The 14,687-nt window shown below is 41.3% G+C and carries 14 protein-coding genes; 7 read left to right on the forward strand and 7 right to left on the reverse strand.

Annotated features, from left to right (window positions below; genetic code table 11):
• Positions 1-132: 132 nt before the first annotated feature.
• The gene (locus JZO70_RS11960) at positions 133-903 is read right to left on the reverse strand and encodes an EFR1 family ferrodoxin (RefSeq protein WP_207673803.1); all 771 of its coding nucleotides are present in this window, start codon (positions 901-903) and stop codon (positions 133-135) included.
• Positions 904-1,052: 149 nt separating this feature from the next.
• Here JZO70_RS11960 and JZO70_RS11965 point away from each other — a divergent pair, with 149 nt between their 5' ends.
• Positions 1,053-1,598: a TetR/AcrR family transcriptional regulator gene (locus JZO70_RS11965; protein ID WP_207673804.1), complete on the forward strand. Its 546-nt coding sequence runs from the start codon at positions 1,053-1,055 to the stop codon at positions 1,596-1,598.
• A 5-nt stretch (positions 1,599-1,603) separates the two neighbouring features.
• Here the strand turns inward: JZO70_RS11965 and JZO70_RS11970 are convergent, their stop codons facing one another.
• Positions 1,604-2,377 carry an SDR family NAD(P)-dependent oxidoreductase gene (locus JZO70_RS11970; RefSeq protein WP_207673805.1) on the reverse strand — a complete coding sequence of 258 codons (774 nt, stop codon included), beginning with the start codon at positions 2,375-2,377 and terminating at the stop codon, positions 1,604-1,606.
• Between the two features lie 368 nt (positions 2,378-2,745).
• Between JZO70_RS11970 and JZO70_RS11975 the strand changes: the two genes are divergently transcribed.
• Positions 2,746-3,192, forward strand: a complete 447-nt coding sequence (locus tag JZO70_RS11975; protein WP_207673806.1) for a hypothetical protein — start codon at positions 2,746-2,748, stop codon at positions 3,190-3,192.
• 120 nt (positions 3,193-3,312) lie between these two features.
• Here JZO70_RS11975 and JZO70_RS11980 read toward each other — a convergent pair whose 3' ends face one another.
• The 5 genes from JZO70_RS11980 to JZO70_RS12000 all read right to left on the reverse strand — a co-directional run bounded on the left by JZO70_RS11980 (position 3,313) and on the right by JZO70_RS12000 (position 6,123).
• The gene (locus JZO70_RS11980; RefSeq protein ID WP_207673807.1) at positions 3,313-3,621 is read right to left on the reverse strand and encodes a hypothetical protein; all 309 of its coding nucleotides are present in this window, start codon (positions 3,619-3,621) and stop codon (positions 3,313-3,315) included.
• 115 nt (positions 3,622-3,736) lie between these two features.
• A complete protein-coding gene (locus JZO70_RS11985; RefSeq protein WP_207673808.1) occupies positions 3,737-4,510 on the reverse strand; it encodes an alpha/beta hydrolase in 774 nt (257 codons plus the stop codon).
• 225 nt (positions 4,511-4,735) lie between these two features.
• Complete coding sequence (locus tag JZO70_RS11990; RefSeq protein ID WP_207673809.1) at positions 4,736-5,341, reverse strand: DUF2922 domain-containing protein; 606 nt, start codon at positions 5,339-5,341, stop codon at positions 4,736-4,738.
• A 57-nt stretch (positions 5,342-5,398) separates the two neighbouring features.
• A complete protein-coding gene (locus JZO70_RS11995; protein ID WP_207673810.1) occupies positions 5,399-5,782 on the reverse strand; it encodes a hypothetical protein in 384 nt (127 codons plus the stop codon).
• 83 nt (positions 5,783-5,865) lie between these two features.
• The gene (locus JZO70_RS12000) at positions 5,866-6,123 is read right to left on the reverse strand and encodes a hypothetical protein (protein WP_207673811.1); all 258 of its coding nucleotides are present in this window, start codon (positions 6,121-6,123) and stop codon (positions 5,866-5,868) included.
• 2,967 nt (positions 6,124-9,090) lie between these two features.
• Here JZO70_RS12000 and JZO70_RS12005 point away from each other — a divergent pair.
• From JZO70_RS12005 to JZO70_RS12025, 5 genes are all read left to right on the forward strand, one after another.
• Positions 9,091-9,804, forward strand: a complete 714-nt coding sequence (locus JZO70_RS12005) for a LytR/AlgR family response regulator transcription factor (RefSeq protein ID WP_207673812.1) — start codon at positions 9,091-9,093, stop codon at positions 9,802-9,804.
• Positions 9,805-9,814: 10 nt separating this feature from the next.
• Positions 9,815-11,086: a GHKL domain-containing protein gene (locus tag JZO70_RS12010; protein ID WP_207673813.1), complete on the forward strand. Its 1,272-nt coding sequence runs from the start codon at positions 9,815-9,817 to the stop codon at positions 11,084-11,086.
• Positions 11,087-11,516: 430 nt separating this feature from the next.
• Positions 11,517-12,665 (forward strand): tyrosine-type recombinase/integrase, encoded by a 1,149-nt coding sequence (locus JZO70_RS12015; protein ID WP_207673814.1) that lies wholly within the window; start codon positions 11,517-11,519, stop codon positions 12,663-12,665.
• Between the two features lie 201 nt (positions 12,666-12,866).
• Entirely contained in the window at positions 12,867-13,496 is a 630-nt protein-coding gene (locus JZO70_RS12020) for a WxL domain-containing protein (protein ID WP_207673815.1), read from the forward strand.
• A gap of 67 nt (positions 13,497-13,563) precedes the next feature.
• Positions 13,564-14,667, forward strand: a complete 1,104-nt coding sequence (locus tag JZO70_RS12025) for a WxLIP family cell surface protein (protein ID WP_207673816.1) — start codon at positions 13,564-13,566, stop codon at positions 14,665-14,667.
• Positions 14,668-14,687 lie beyond the last annotated feature (20 nt).

Below are 14,687 nucleotides of genomic sequence, written 5' to 3' on the forward strand. Positions count from 1 at the left end.
AAAATAAAGGCTGCACAGCGATCAGGAACCTAGAGCACAACTATTAGCAGCATTAGCATTAACTTAAAAAAAAGACAATAGACACGGACACGCGGAGCATCGCAGGTCCGTGCCTTATTTGTCGTGGACATATCAGAGCTTGCTTGCTCTTTTCTTCAAGTAATACCTTTTCTTGCCCTTTGTTTTGTTCTTGTACTCCACCGCTTGAACCGGACAAATTCCGATGCAGGCCATGCAGTGGGTACAGTTACCACCCCATGTGGGCCTGCCGGCTTCAGCCTTGATATTGTTCAAAGGGCAGATAGCCGTACATTTCCCACAGTTGATACAGTCCTCCGTGGCATAGAACCCTTTTCCGTCAATGAGAACCCGATAAAAGAAGTCATTCACCAGGCTGCCACTGATTTTCCCAACGATTCCACCGGATTTACAGAAGGGAGGCAGACGCTCGCTGTTTGCCATCAAGGTTGCCAGCGTCCGGACTTCTCTTTCGGCATGGGCTAAGCGCTTTTGGATTTCAGCTTCTGGCCGGAGATTTTTGGTCATGATGATATAATTATCCGTCATTATGATCTCCGCAAAGCCCATAAGCTCCCAGCCTTTTTTCTGACAAGTTTCCCGGACATAATGGATGGAATTAAGAGTATTGGTATCGCAGGTCAGCAAAAAATAAACCTTCCGATTGCCGACAAAGCGGTTTTTCTCAATGAATTCCGTCACGATCCTTGGTGGCCGCCAAGCATAAGTTGGGCAAACAATCACCCAAGGACGATCAGAAGAAAGCTTAACAGGTTCTCCTTTTTTGATTAATTGATTCATGGACTGCAGCTCATCGTCCAGTTCTCTAGCCAGCAGCTCCGCAATATAACGGCTATTTCCTGTACCTGAAAAATATAAAATCATACACTCACCTCGAATATTTTAATGAACAGCTGTTGATTAATGCTCTTGTGTACATTATACTGAAGGCGAAAAAAAGAGCTATCGTCAATCAGGGAGAAACTGTTAGTTAATAGACACTCTTTGACGAACTGTTCAGAAAAGAGCGAACTATGGCGGACCGACGAACGATAAAAACAAAAAAAGCGATTCACCAAGCATTTATTGAATTGTTAAATGAAAAATCCTTGAACAAAATAACCATCTCAGAATTGTCAGAACGAGCGGATCTGGGACGAGGGACATTTTACCTGCACTACAAAGACATCTATGATCTGTATGAGCAGCTGGAGAAAGAGCTTTACGACGAGCTGGTGGAGCTGTTCGATCAGCACGCTCCTTATAGGACTTCTTCAAGCATGCAATCAGTAACTGAGGCGATTGCTGAATATATTGAAGGGAAAAAAGAACTCTTCCTTCTGCTCATCCAATCCAACGCTAACGGCAATGTCTTATACAAGATTAAAGAGATTTTCAAAGAAAAGGTGTTGCAGGATGATTGTTACCAGCAGATTTCTCCATACGAACAGATCGAAGCCTTATTTATTGTCTCGGGCATGATCGGCGTATTGGAAGAATGGCTGACTTCTGACTTGGAGCTATCGATGGAACAAGTATCTGAGATGCTTCATCAGCTGTTAGTAAAGTTTGAGTGCTGAAAATATTAACCATCAGCCCAAGCTTTTTTACCCGAATCGCCGGTAAGCTTTAACATGAGTTTGCGCGGCAACAATCGTGAAAGCAAAAATTGCAGCTGATTTCCAAAGCCGTCAATGACAGAGATCTTTTTGGTTTTCAAAGATTTTAAGGTGGTAGCTACTACCATTTCTGGGTTTCTAGCGCGCGTATAAGGCAACTTTCTGCCGTCAAAAAATGAGGTTTTTGTATATCCCGGACAAACTGCTAAAACGCGAATCCCGAATTCTTGGTACTCATACTGCAGTGCTTCGCTGAAAGAAAGTACGTAGGCCTTAGTTGCAGCATAAACACTTTCATAAGGAGCAGGGTAAAAAGATGCAATGGAAGCAAGATTGATAATAGTACCTGAGTGTTGCTGCTTCATTTCGTCTAAAAATAGATGAGTCAACTTTGTCAGACTAACAATATTTAGGGTCATTTCCTGCTGGATTTTTTCTAAAGGAAGAGAAGTAAAGAGACCGGTATTGCTAAATCCGGCATTATTAATCAGAATATCCACCTTGAGCTTTGCAGCTTTTATCTCTTGGAATAATTCAAAAGCAGCACCTTCTTTCGACAAATCCTTTGCAAAGAAGAAAGTTTGAACACCATAGTTTTTAGTTAACTGTTTTGAGAGTGACTGCAGCCTTTCTTGCGAGCGAGCAACTAAGATAATCTGATAGTTCTTCTTGCTATATGCTTCGCAAAAAGCGAATCCAATACCTGAAGTCGCACCTGTTACCAATACCGTTCTTGTCATTTCCAACCATCCTAACATTATTTACTATAATCAGTTTAAGGCTAAAAGGAAGAAGAACAATCGGGAATTTCTGTCTAGCTGTTCATTTATGGACAGAGGAGGTACAATTGTCTATTTTTTAGAGTCTCTGGCATTCTAAGTCAATCGACGAAAAAAGCAGAGGATGGTCACAATCAGTATAGTAAAATCACTTCCAACAAAGATTGAAGCCTTAACAAAGAAAAGACCATACAACCAAATTATAAAAATAGTTCTGATAGTTCAAAAAAATTAAACGTATTGTAAACCCGGGTTAACAATGCTAACATGACAATGCGGAATTAACGTCTCAAGAATTTATCATTTGATTTATAAATAAAGGAGAACGAATGAAAAAGAAATATGCGATAGGAATAAATGGGTTGTTATTGATCTGGTTTATGCTTGATATGACTGGACTTGAACTAGCAGGAAAGACACTAGTCAGCCAAGCCTGGCGAGAAGATGGCATTTTTATGCTGATTTTTATCGGATTATTCTTGCTGTTTATTTTCAAAGAATCCATCGGAAAGTATCTGCTTACCATATGGCTTTTGATGTGGTTTGTTATGCAATTCTTTAGTCACTGGTCGTTTACAATCGCGGGTGTAGGAATTGGGACTGATAAAATCGAATATTACAAAGGAACAATTAAAATAATCGAATCTTACAGCAGATATATCCCCGATTTGTACCACGTAATTGAACACATACTCATACTTTCTGCGTTGATTGTTATGATAATCTTCTGTATTCGGCATAGCAAAAGAATGAACGCTTTATCTACATCTCAATAATAGCTACGGCAAGCAGCCTGTCGGATCAGGCTAGTGAGCGCATAAAAGCAAGGTATGCAAGGGAAGCTTCAGGTTCACCGACGCGAAACTTCTCTTGTTAGTCAAAAACTATTCACCACACTATGCCAAAAACTCTCCGATAGAACCATTTTCAAGATACCCGCTGTAATCCTTGCCGGTTAAAAGTTTTTTATATAATAAACCATAGCTTTCCACTTCCAAAAAAGCCGCAAAAGAATCAGCCATTACACCGTCAGAAGAATTGCTGTCTTGGGATAAATGGAATAAGGTTCTTAGAATTTCAATAGGATCAGCGGCTTCGGAAATTCCAAAAGCACCACTCCAAATACGATCAATTTTATCAATCATCTGAGCGCTCAACACAGCACCGACGCTCCTAATATCATCCTCGGTAATTTCGACAATCATCTCAGTCACTCCCTTTTTCTTTATAGTATAATACAATTGGAACGAAAAGGGAACAGGCGTTCTGTTTTTTGTTTAATATACATTATCGAAACTCCAACCCGTAGAAACGTACCTGCTAGATCACCGCACCCTGAAAATACGCCACCACTTCCTCAGTAAAGAAATCCTCATGCTTTACACCTTCAAAAATTTTCAGCTGGGCATTCTCAAAGCAGGCAGCCACCTTGGCTTGCAACGCTGCATCAAGTGTTTTATCTGCAGTCGAGCCAAGGACATAGGTCGGGCAAGTCACGTTCTTCGCATATTGATCCACCCGCATGTTGTTGGAAATAAATACCTTAGCCGGTCCCCAGAAAATAGGTAGAATTTTGTTGTACAGATCCGAGACATCGCGGTAGCCGGCCATTAAGACGAGACTAGCACATTGCTTTTGGCTTGCAACATATGCAGCCATTCCCGAGCCATAGCTGTGTCCGATAACGATGATTTCCTTACCTGGATAATTTTCAGCAATCCAATCATAGGCATCGGTGGTAGATTTTTGCATGGTGGACAGATTCATTTTGCCCTCGCTGTCTTGCGTTCCGTAATAATCGACGGAAATCATGGGGCAGTCGAAGTGCTGTCCATATTTTGCAATGGAGTTATAGGCGATGTCATTGGAACCGCCAAAATAGAAGATCAGCTGGCCAGAATCAGCCTCAAGGTTGCAGCCGTAGCCAGTTAACGGTTGATTGAAATCCAGCTTGACCGGGGAGAGCGCCACTTCCTCTACCTTGTCAGCTTTTTTGTAAAAGGAATAGCTGATTTTCTCCATAATAAAATTGCAAACGAAATAAATGATAAGCACCCACATAATTACTTTTAGACCAACTCGCCAAACTTCCATTCTACCTAATCCTCTCTTGAACACTTTATTGTCTCTAAAAAGTATACCAAAGTTCCTCAGTCCACCATTCAGGCGTAAGTCCGATTTTTTAACCATTTGGCTAAAAGAAAAGCACTGAACCAGAATTTGTATGTAATTGTCAAAGAACGATTTTCCACCTTCAGCAGAGAACATTCTTGCATAACCAGATCAATCTCCTAGGCAATTGATCGATCTTACAAGGGGTTAGACAGCCGGTGGGTTAGGTGGATTTTCCCGCTGTCGTCGTTTCTCTTTGCGGCGATTCCTGCGCCGGAATAGTTCCTTCAGCGGATGAGGGGAACTCGTCTGCGGCTCATCAAGCTGGTCTAACGGCGGCTCGTCCAACGGATCATCTGGTACCGCCTCGATTGTTTCTTTTTCAGGGATAGAAAGGGATACTTCCGGTACACTTGGCATTTCTTGATAAGTCGTGCTGCGGGCTAATAATTCTGCCAGCTGCTGGTTTTCTTTTTCCTCCAATTCTTCGGTGTTTAGTTCGACAACAGGTACGTCTAATTCAGGAACCGTTGAATAATAGCTCAATTGCGGCTGGTTCAACACAATCGGTTGATCGGCATCGCCGAAAAATTCTCCTAGTTTGAAAATCGGTGTTTCAACAGTTTCGACAAACTTGGCACTGACAACTTCTTCAAACAAGCCCACGCCGTCTTTTTCAAAAATATCTAATTCTGTTAACAAAGTTAAGGCTTCACGGATTTCTTCCGGGCTTTTCTCAACGTCGGGATTTTTGATGTTCAGGGTATGCTTTTTCCCTTCGCTGTTTAGGAAGGTACTAGCTAGTTTAATCATTACGATAAGCTCCTTTCGAATTTTTTTGCAGGGGTGACGGACAATAATTTATCTTTCTCAAGGTACAGCAGTTTCAGTTGGCAAGAATTTAGCAATTTGCGACTTCACGGCAGACTTAGCTTTTTCGATAAAATTTCTAACAGGGAAGAGCTTCAAGCGCAGCATTTTCCATTCTTTGGCATCAAAATAATCGACGAAATAATAAAAGAAACGCTTCATAGTGCGGCTGGCCTTGGTGCGTTTGAACAAGTATCTAACTAAGTCTTTTAAGGCCAAAGCAAATTCCTCCGCCCCTAGTTGGTAGCGGACCCGTAAAGCCAGCACCAGCTGAATTGTGGTGGAGCTGTTTTGCGTTTCCTCGTAAAAGTTCATTAGGCGATTCTCGACGGTCTCTAATTTCAAGTTGAAAATTTCTTGTGGTGTGAAAGGTTGTTTTTCCATAATGTTTTTCTCCTTTTTTATAGTGTTTTCTGGAAGCTCAGCTTTACAGAAGCGCGCGATTCTGCTAAAGCTGGCGAGCGGGATTAATTTGTTTCTGGTTTTTGGTATTCGTCAAAAATAGATCTTCTAGGGACGACAAACAAAGCGGTTTCTATCTCCATTCGATACAATTGAAAGTCGAACTTCAGAGCGCGACCTAATTCTTCAAGAATCTGAAATTGTTCCCGACACGGAAACTGAGCCAACTCAGGATGACGCTGGACCATACGTTTAGTTTCTCCTTCTGAGTTTTTGTACAGTAAGGAGATTTTTGTTACATCGTGTTTATTTCCATAGACCATTGTTTTTCTCCTTTTCTTTTCCTTATCGATCGATACTTGAAAGATAAACGATTTTCCAATATTCAGCAAATCCGCTAATTTTCAAAAAACCGCTTTAATTTTCGGGATAAAAAAACCAAAATGTTGATTTAACAGCATTTCCTAAAATTAGGACTACCTAAATCTATAAAATTAGAGGCGTTTAAAAAAGTTAGCGAAATCGTTGGGAAGGGTTCTAGTAAACCGCCACATTTTCCACGCCTTTGTTTTTTTTACTTGTCCGTTACTTTCGTGTTATTACCCAGCTGGTGCCTAAAAGATACATAATCTTGAGAAAAAATTCTATAGGAGTTATACCCCCAAAAAGTGAGTTATACGCCTCTTTTTTCAAACATAAAAATGAGAAATCCTATTAAATCAGCTCTTTTCAGAAAACACTTCCAGGTATAACTCCCAAAAAACGTATAACTCACTTTTTCGTGAAAACGTCATGAAATAAGCGATGAAAACCCCGTAATACCAACGTTAATCCCGGAAATGACATTTTCAAAGAAGGGATAAAAAAAGTTCAAATTTTTCAGAATAGGGACCCTATATCAGCGAGTAGACTTGGAAATTCGTCATAATTCTATCGCATCTGACTGACCAGCCATTAAGCCGATCCACCTTAAAAGTGTTATTCAATCCATCCAATAGACCTCTAAACAGTGAGCTGTTTTCAATTAGGCCAGATGCAGCTATTTCAATATCGAGTGATAGCCATGATCGATACTCCACAGATAGACAGCAAGTCATTAGAAATCCACAAACATTGCCCAACTAGTACATCCAAATTCCGTACGTAGTCGCAGCTCTAAATCAGCAGCGGCTAATTCCAGATCCACTAGCTTTCCAAATTATTTCTCCCCATCAACACTCCCTTGTTGTTTTTTTACTTGTCGTTTATTTTCGTGTTATTACCCAGCTGGTGCCTAAAAGATACACAATTCCGCAAAGAAAGTCCATAGCAGACTTACGCACTAGACCTGCGACTTAGACACTTTTTTCAAGGGCAAAAATTTAGAAATCCCATTAAATCAACTGTTTTCAGAAAGCACGCATGTCTAAGTCGCACCTGAATTCCTGAAACCCGTATTTTGATGAAAACACCATGTAACACATCATGAAAACCCAGTAATACCAACGATAATCACGAAAAAGTCGTTTTCAAAATGACGCTAAAAAAAGTTCAAATTTTTTTGAGAAGGGGTCATTTACTAGCGAAAAGAGAAGGGAATTGACCAAAATTCCACATCTTCTAGCCAACCAGCACTTACCCCGACCAACTACCTCAATGTTATTTAATCCAGACAATCATCACCTCGACCGCTGACTAAACGATAATCCATTTCCCAAAAAAAGAATAGAGCACGTTTAGACCCGAAAACACATCGTTTAAAAGGCCCGTTTTCTGAAAAAAGTTGATTTGACAGATTTCATAATTTTTACAATCACCAAAATCCGCCTAAACGATACGAAAAAAATTTGAACTTCTCCGCATAAAAAAATACTAGCTAAGCAGGGATACCTTGTTAGATCAAGCCTAACCAGCAATAAAACAATTTAGCCTATTCTGGCATTTCTCATGATTTCATGCGATTATTCCACAACAAATAACCCGCTCAACACTAGATAAGTGTAAGCGGGCAGCTGGATGTACAAATCCTAAAAAGCTTTCTATACAATGTCTCCTGAACAACCAGCTAGACCATGATTATTCAGCGTTTTGACCATCCTTCAATTTTCGATAACCTTCAGTGTTGTCCTGTCTGATTTCTCTAAAGCCCCAGAAATTCCCGTAATTCTGAAATATCCTCGTCGGGTTTCCCTTCTAGTTGTGCCCCTCGAAGATGCTTCTTCCATGGAAGTTGAACAATTTGGTTTCGACAATGACTTGATATAAATGAAAGTCCTCCATCTGGTTGATCGCTATTTCTTCAAAAAATTCAAGAAGTTGGTCGTTGCTACTCTCATTACACCTGTGGGGATGATCAAGGACAGTGCGTCTCGTTTCTCCCTCGGCGTTTTTAAACAGATAGACCATTCTTTTAACATCATCGCGATAGTATCTTATTGATCTCATTGATTTGCTCCTTTGATTGAATTTGACCAGCAGGAAAGTGGCTGGTTTTGCCCGATAATAAAACGATAAGTAAAATCCTGAAAAAAAGCAATAGCTGATAGTAGGTATTTTATCCCTCTAAGAGATCCATTTGAAAAATGCTATTAAATCAAGGTTCTTAAAAAACAAACCCCGAAGTTAGCGGCCACCCGCATCCAAGAATTTGACGATTCACCTAAAGCCACAAAAAATAGAGACCGAAATCCTCAGTCTCTACGAAAAAACAAATATATAACTCTCTAAAAATCAATATTAGCCAAAATCCCATCAAATTCTCATATAATGATTGCTTTCTTTCGCAACTTTATATACAATGTAAGCGTACAGAAACCAAATAAAAAAGGCACCCTGCAGCTTAGCGCCAACTAAGCATACAGGGCCTTGAAAAGTCAGCCTCAACTGACCAATCAAGTTGCCATAGTCGATGCAGAGCATCAACGTGTTTATTGTACCCAAAATTTGCGCTATACGCTAGTCTTTTTTTGGTACGGGGAAGTCACGGGGATGCAGGCTTATTTTGCTATGTCAGAGGTATTGGACAGATCAGTTGTCTAATGCCTCTTTTTTGTTGTCCAATCAAGGAAACGCTAGTCTTTGTGGAAAGCATGCAACCGCAAGAATACAGGCGATTTTGCGAAAAGACGAAGACGATCCGAAAGCGGCCCTCAATGCAGCAGACAGTTTGGTTTCTGTACCTTATTTTAAAATTATTTCAAACAAAATCGAAAGTGGAATTTAGAACAAAAAAGTTGTTTACTGCAAAACTAAAGCTAAATATTTAATTTGAAACATGATAAAATATTTATAGGGGATAAGGGGGAGTTAATATGAATGTCATTATATGCGACGACGATCAATTTTTTTGCCAACAGTTAGAAGATTATGTTGACGCAGCTTTTGCCGACTTCGGTCAATCGTATAATTGTGATGTTTATTACAGTGGCGAGGAGCTGTTAGCGGCGCGGAAAGCGTTGGAAGAACCGATTCAGGTGTACCTGTTGGATATTGAGCTGCCGGGAATAGACGGCCTTAGTCTGGCGGCTGAGATCCGCCGAGAGGATAGCCAGGCGTTGATTATTTTTGTCACCAGCCATGAAGAAGAAATGCCCCGAGCCTTCGATGTGGCAGCCTTTCATTTTATTATCAAGCCGCTTCAGCCAGAGAAGGTCCTAGAGGTGCTCAAGCGGGCAAAGGAACATTTTATCAGAAGCAAGCGAACCTTTCAGTTTATCATTCGCAAGCGGCGTTACACCCTTTTTGCGGCGGAGATCGCCTACTTCATCAGCCAAGGCAGGAAGGTAAGCATCCATACCACTAGCGGAAAAGTATACGAATATTATGGTACCCTAGACGAAGCAGAGGAACAGCTGGGAATGTCGACGTTTCTGCGGATACATAAGTCTTATTTAGTGAATGTCGATTATTTCCTGAGAGTGGAAAGCAAGAAGGTTATTATGCAAGATGGTGAATTGCTCCCAATCAGTAAACGATACCACAGCGCGTTCCATCAGAATTACCGAACGCAGCTGTTGAGTATCTAAGGACATGCTTATGCCTAAATCCAGCCTAATAACCTATCTGATTTCCTTCGTTTTACTTCCGTTGGTGATGCTGACGATTTTTTCCTTTACTTTTCCAGTCAAAGAAAAAATCAAACGACCCAGTAGTATTCTGATCATCCTGTTCAGCACCCTGGTTTTAATCGCGTTAGGTATTCCTCTTAGCGAGATGGAGGCAGGTGTGCTGAGAACCGTCATCAATTTAGCTTTAATCATCGTCTATTATTTAATCCTGTTGCATTACTTTCATGCCAAATTCTATCTGAAAGTCTCAGCGATTGCGGTCATCTATCTGGTAATGCTGCTTTATGATACCTTTTCATGGCTGCTGATTCTCGAATACTTCGGTCCAGAGCAGGCCACCCTGATTCAACAAGAAGGCTGGGCCACCAGTGAAGGCTTCATGATTGTAGCTGTTCTGGTGATTTTTCTTATTCGGAAATTTAGAAAGCCAAAGGCCTATGATATTCCTGTTAGAATGGTGATCGTACAATTGCTCATCGTGTGTGTCTGTGCAGCGATCCTGGTAATTGCCAGCTTCAGCACCGATCCATACTTGGTCTTCTTTTTGTTGATGCTGCTAATTCTTTGTTACATCTACTTCAAGCAGGCGGAAAGAGTGAATCAAAAGAACCATCAACACGAACTAAACGAACAAAAACATCTGCTGCTTCAGGAACATTACGAAGCGCTGGAGAGCTATCAGGAAACCATCCACATGTTGAAACACGATATGAAAAATCAGCTGATTGTCGTCAACGGCTACATGCTGCAGGGGGACTACCCCCAAGCCCACGTCCAGTTAAATAAGCTGCTGGAGGAGGCAGTGATAGCCGAATATCCAGAATATACCTCTCATAAAACAATCAATATCCTATTAGGTCACAAAGCTCGCCAGGCCGAAAAGCTGGGGATCGCCTGTCACTTTACGATTAAACTAACCCCTGTAATTGCTATCGACGACACCGATCTCACGACATTGGTTAGTAACATTCTGGACAATGCCATCGAAGCCTGCAGCTATGTTGAGTTAGATCGCTTCATTGAGCTCCAGATGATTCTGCAAAACCACAGCCTCGCACTAAAATGCGAAAATAGTATTGATGGCCAGCATCAATCCTTCACAACCCGCAAAAAAGACCGTAAAAATCACGGCCTGGGAATGAAGAGTATTCAACGAATTGTGGAAAAATACCATGGAGAAAATCAATTTCAGTGGGGGAATCACACATTTACGATTGAATTAACTATTTTCGAAAACTAATTTTGACAAGAAACTAGTTCAATTTTTACAAGTAATAAAAATAAGCCTCATGTCATGCTAAAGTAATCTTACAGCAGGACGTGAGGCTTATTTGTTTTCAAGAATTGTTTTTCCGATACTTAGTTAGAACAGGAAAAATGTTCCAACCACAATCGGCTCAATCGTGAGAAAAGTACTAAGCAGCAGGTGATGCAGCTAGATTATAAACGTTCCATTCTCCTCACCTATTATTCTAACGATAGTCACATAAAAAATCAATTACTTTTTTTAAATTAAATAAAAAAAGTATTCGATAGGCTGCCAAATGTACTTTTTGGTAGAATGCTCAATCATTTTTTCACAACTTTTCAGTTAGAAACAATTGAATAAAACGAAAAAAAAGGGTGAAACGAGAACCGTCAAATTCGCCGTCAGAAAGGAAGTCGACACCATGGCAAGATCTGGAGACAATTTATCAAAACGGGTGGACGGTCGTTGGGAAGGCCGTTATATCAAAGGCCGTAAGCCCAATGGCCGAATCATCTACGGCTCCATTTATCATCGCAAATACCATGAAGCCAAACGCCTGCTCTTTGAAGCCAAGCTGGCCCATCGTGAGAACTATCTCGACTATGGCAAGCACCGTACCTCAAGTCAGCCTGTCAACGAGTGGTTCCTTAATTGGTTGGAAATTAAACGAACGCAAGTAAAACCAACTACCTTGGAAAGCTACGAAAGCAAAGCACTCAATCATATTTATCCCTTTTTTATGGATCATCTGCTTTCCGATCTCACTGAAGAGCTGATTCAGGAATGGGTGGAAGACCTAACAGATCAGCTGAGTATCAACTCGGTACATGCCGTTTTTCGTGTCTTTAAGCAAGGGATCAAGCTGGCTTTTGATAAGAATCTAATCCATCAAAACCCTGCCAAAGCCGTTCAATTGCCTAAAAGCGTCGAGGGCACCGTCTGCTCCTTCTCTCAAAGTGATCAAAGTCTGATTGAAGAATTTTGCCTGACGCCAAAGGAATTGCCGATCATCATCGCACTGGATACCGGAATGCGGATCAGCGAAATCATGGGACTGCAATGGCAGGATATCAATTGGAAAAACCGCACGATTCACATACAGAAAATCGTGCAGCGGATCAAGGTAGGCAAGAAGACCCAGCTGGTCCTGCAAACACCTAAGACCAAGGCCAGCAGACGGATGATTCCACTGACCCAACGGCTCTATCAGCTGCTCCAGCAGCAGAAAGAAACAGCGGAAAGCAGCTTTGTCTTTGCCGGAAAGAGCGGGCAACCGATCGATCCTCGTACAGTTCGCTACCGTTTCGAACAAGTAAAGAAGAAAAGCGGGATCGAGAATCTGCCTTTCCATGCGCTGCGGCATACCTTTGCTACGCGTTGTCTGGAAGCAGGCATCAATGTGACCACCTTGAGCGAGCTCTTGGGACACAGCTCGGTCAAGATGACCTTGGACATTTACACCAACTCATTTTTAAGTGAAAAACGCAAGGCCATTCAGCAGCTGGAAATCATTAATGAGAGCACACAAAAAAATCCCCATCATCGTCAGAAAGCCGTCAACAGCCGCTAAACCCCTTGCGGCACAAGGGCTCAGGAACCTTTCCTGTTCTAACTAATACTGGGAAAAAATAATACGATTTGCGGGTGAAACGTAGAACCATCTATTCTCCATTATATCAGAAAGACATTATTTTGCTAAATCAGAAGGCTTTCTTCTGTTTAGAATATAAAAAAAAGGGAGAGTTTTATTATGAAGAGTTTGAAAGGAAAAATGCTAGTTAGTTTGGCTAGCGTTGCGATGTTAGGTGGGATTGTTGTTGGGAGTACACAGGCGTTTGCGGCATTTCCAGATACAGCTGTGAAAGTGAAATTTAATGCGGATTTAACACCTCCGACAACTGACCCAACAGCCTTAGAATTAAGAGCTATTCCAACACACGCAGACTTCGGAAGTATGGAAGTTGGCGCGGGTCATACAGCAAGTGCTACTGTACAAGGTTCTGGATATGTTAAAGTACATGATGGTCGTGCAGCAGGGCAAGCATGGGAAGTAACTGCTGCAGCTTCAACTTTAGTAAGCGGATCAGATGTAATTGACGATGCAGAGATCACAATCAATTCGGCAGCTCCTGTACTAGATTGGACAGCTGGAACTAACCCTACAGATCCAGGAACATTAGGTTCAGCAACAACGGCAGTGACTGTAGCCCGTCCTGGAACAGTACTTACTACCGATGGCACAACTAAAGCCTTTGCAAATACCACTTCTAGTGACACACAAGGTTTTGCAATTCCAGTAGACGGTATGGATATCATGGTTCCAGATGCACCTACAAGCTATGCAAACAAAGAGTTTAGCGGAACAATTACATGGACTTTGAACAATACAATTATGCAATAAAAGAAATCATTCAATGAGAGAAGAGAAGTTCGATTCTCTTCTCTCATTTAGTTAAGGAGCTAGTCTAATGAATAAGTCGGTGAAAGAAACTATCAAAAAAAGCTGTTTTTCTTTAATAGTTCACTCTTTCTGTCTTCTTTCTCTGTTGTCACCAGTTTTTCTTCTGTCTGAAGTCGCTCATGGTGAAGATTCTTCCGTCATTGGAGAAAAGAAAATTGATCAAGAGGAAAAACAAACAGACATTGGATTTACAGTAGAACCTGTTCTGCCTAGTACCCAGGTGGATGAATCAAAAAGCTACTATTATATAGCAGTAAAACCTGGTGAAGAACAAACCCTTACGTTGAAGGTCAGAAGTACTATGAAAGACCCTCGCAAGGTAACAATTAAGGTGAGCGATGCATTTACGAATAAAGATGGCGTAATGGACTACGACGGAACGGATGTTAAGCGGGATGAAACATTGGTGGATTCGCTAGAAGATATTTCAACTGTCTCTGAAGAAGAAGTTACAGTAGAAAAACTTGAAACTAAAGAAGTTACCATTACGATCAAACCGCCGGAACAATCTTTTTCTGGAGTAAAAATTGCTGCTATCTGTGCCACCAGCAGCGAGTCAGAAGAAAAACAATCTGGCATTTCATCTGCTTTTGGTTACCGATTAGGTTTAATGATTACCGAGGACGAAGAAATTGACTACGCAGACGGCAGCTCCCTTAACTTATTACAAGTCAAACCCACCGTCCACCAAGGCAAACGAGTGATCCAAGCTCGGCTGCAAAATCCTGAGCCGAAGATTTTGAAAAAATTGAAGGTTGAAACCAAGCTGCGTAGAAAAGGTGAGCAGGAAGTCTTGAGAAAACGAACAACCAATGATATGCGTATGGCTCCAAATTCTCAATTCGACTTTGCTACCAACTGGGGCCTCGATCCCATCGAACCCGGCACCTACACATTATCGGTTAAAGCGGATTCAGGAGAAAACACTTGGGCATGGGAGGAAGAATTTACGATTGGTGAAGAGGAAGCCAAGAAAATCAATGAACAAGCGACCTACACCATCACTTACCCAACATGGGTACCAATCGTGGTTGTTTTGCTTGGCGTAGTGATCATCATCAATATCGGTAGTCTTTACGTACGCCGAAAGAAATGGACCACACCAAAATAAGTTCATAGGAAGGAAGGTAA

Source organism: Candidatus Enterococcus moelleringii, from assembly GCF_017377575.1.
In the GTDB taxonomy this organism is placed as follows: domain Bacteria; phylum Bacillota; class Bacilli; order Lactobacillales; family Enterococcaceae; genus Enterococcus_A; species Enterococcus_A moelleringii.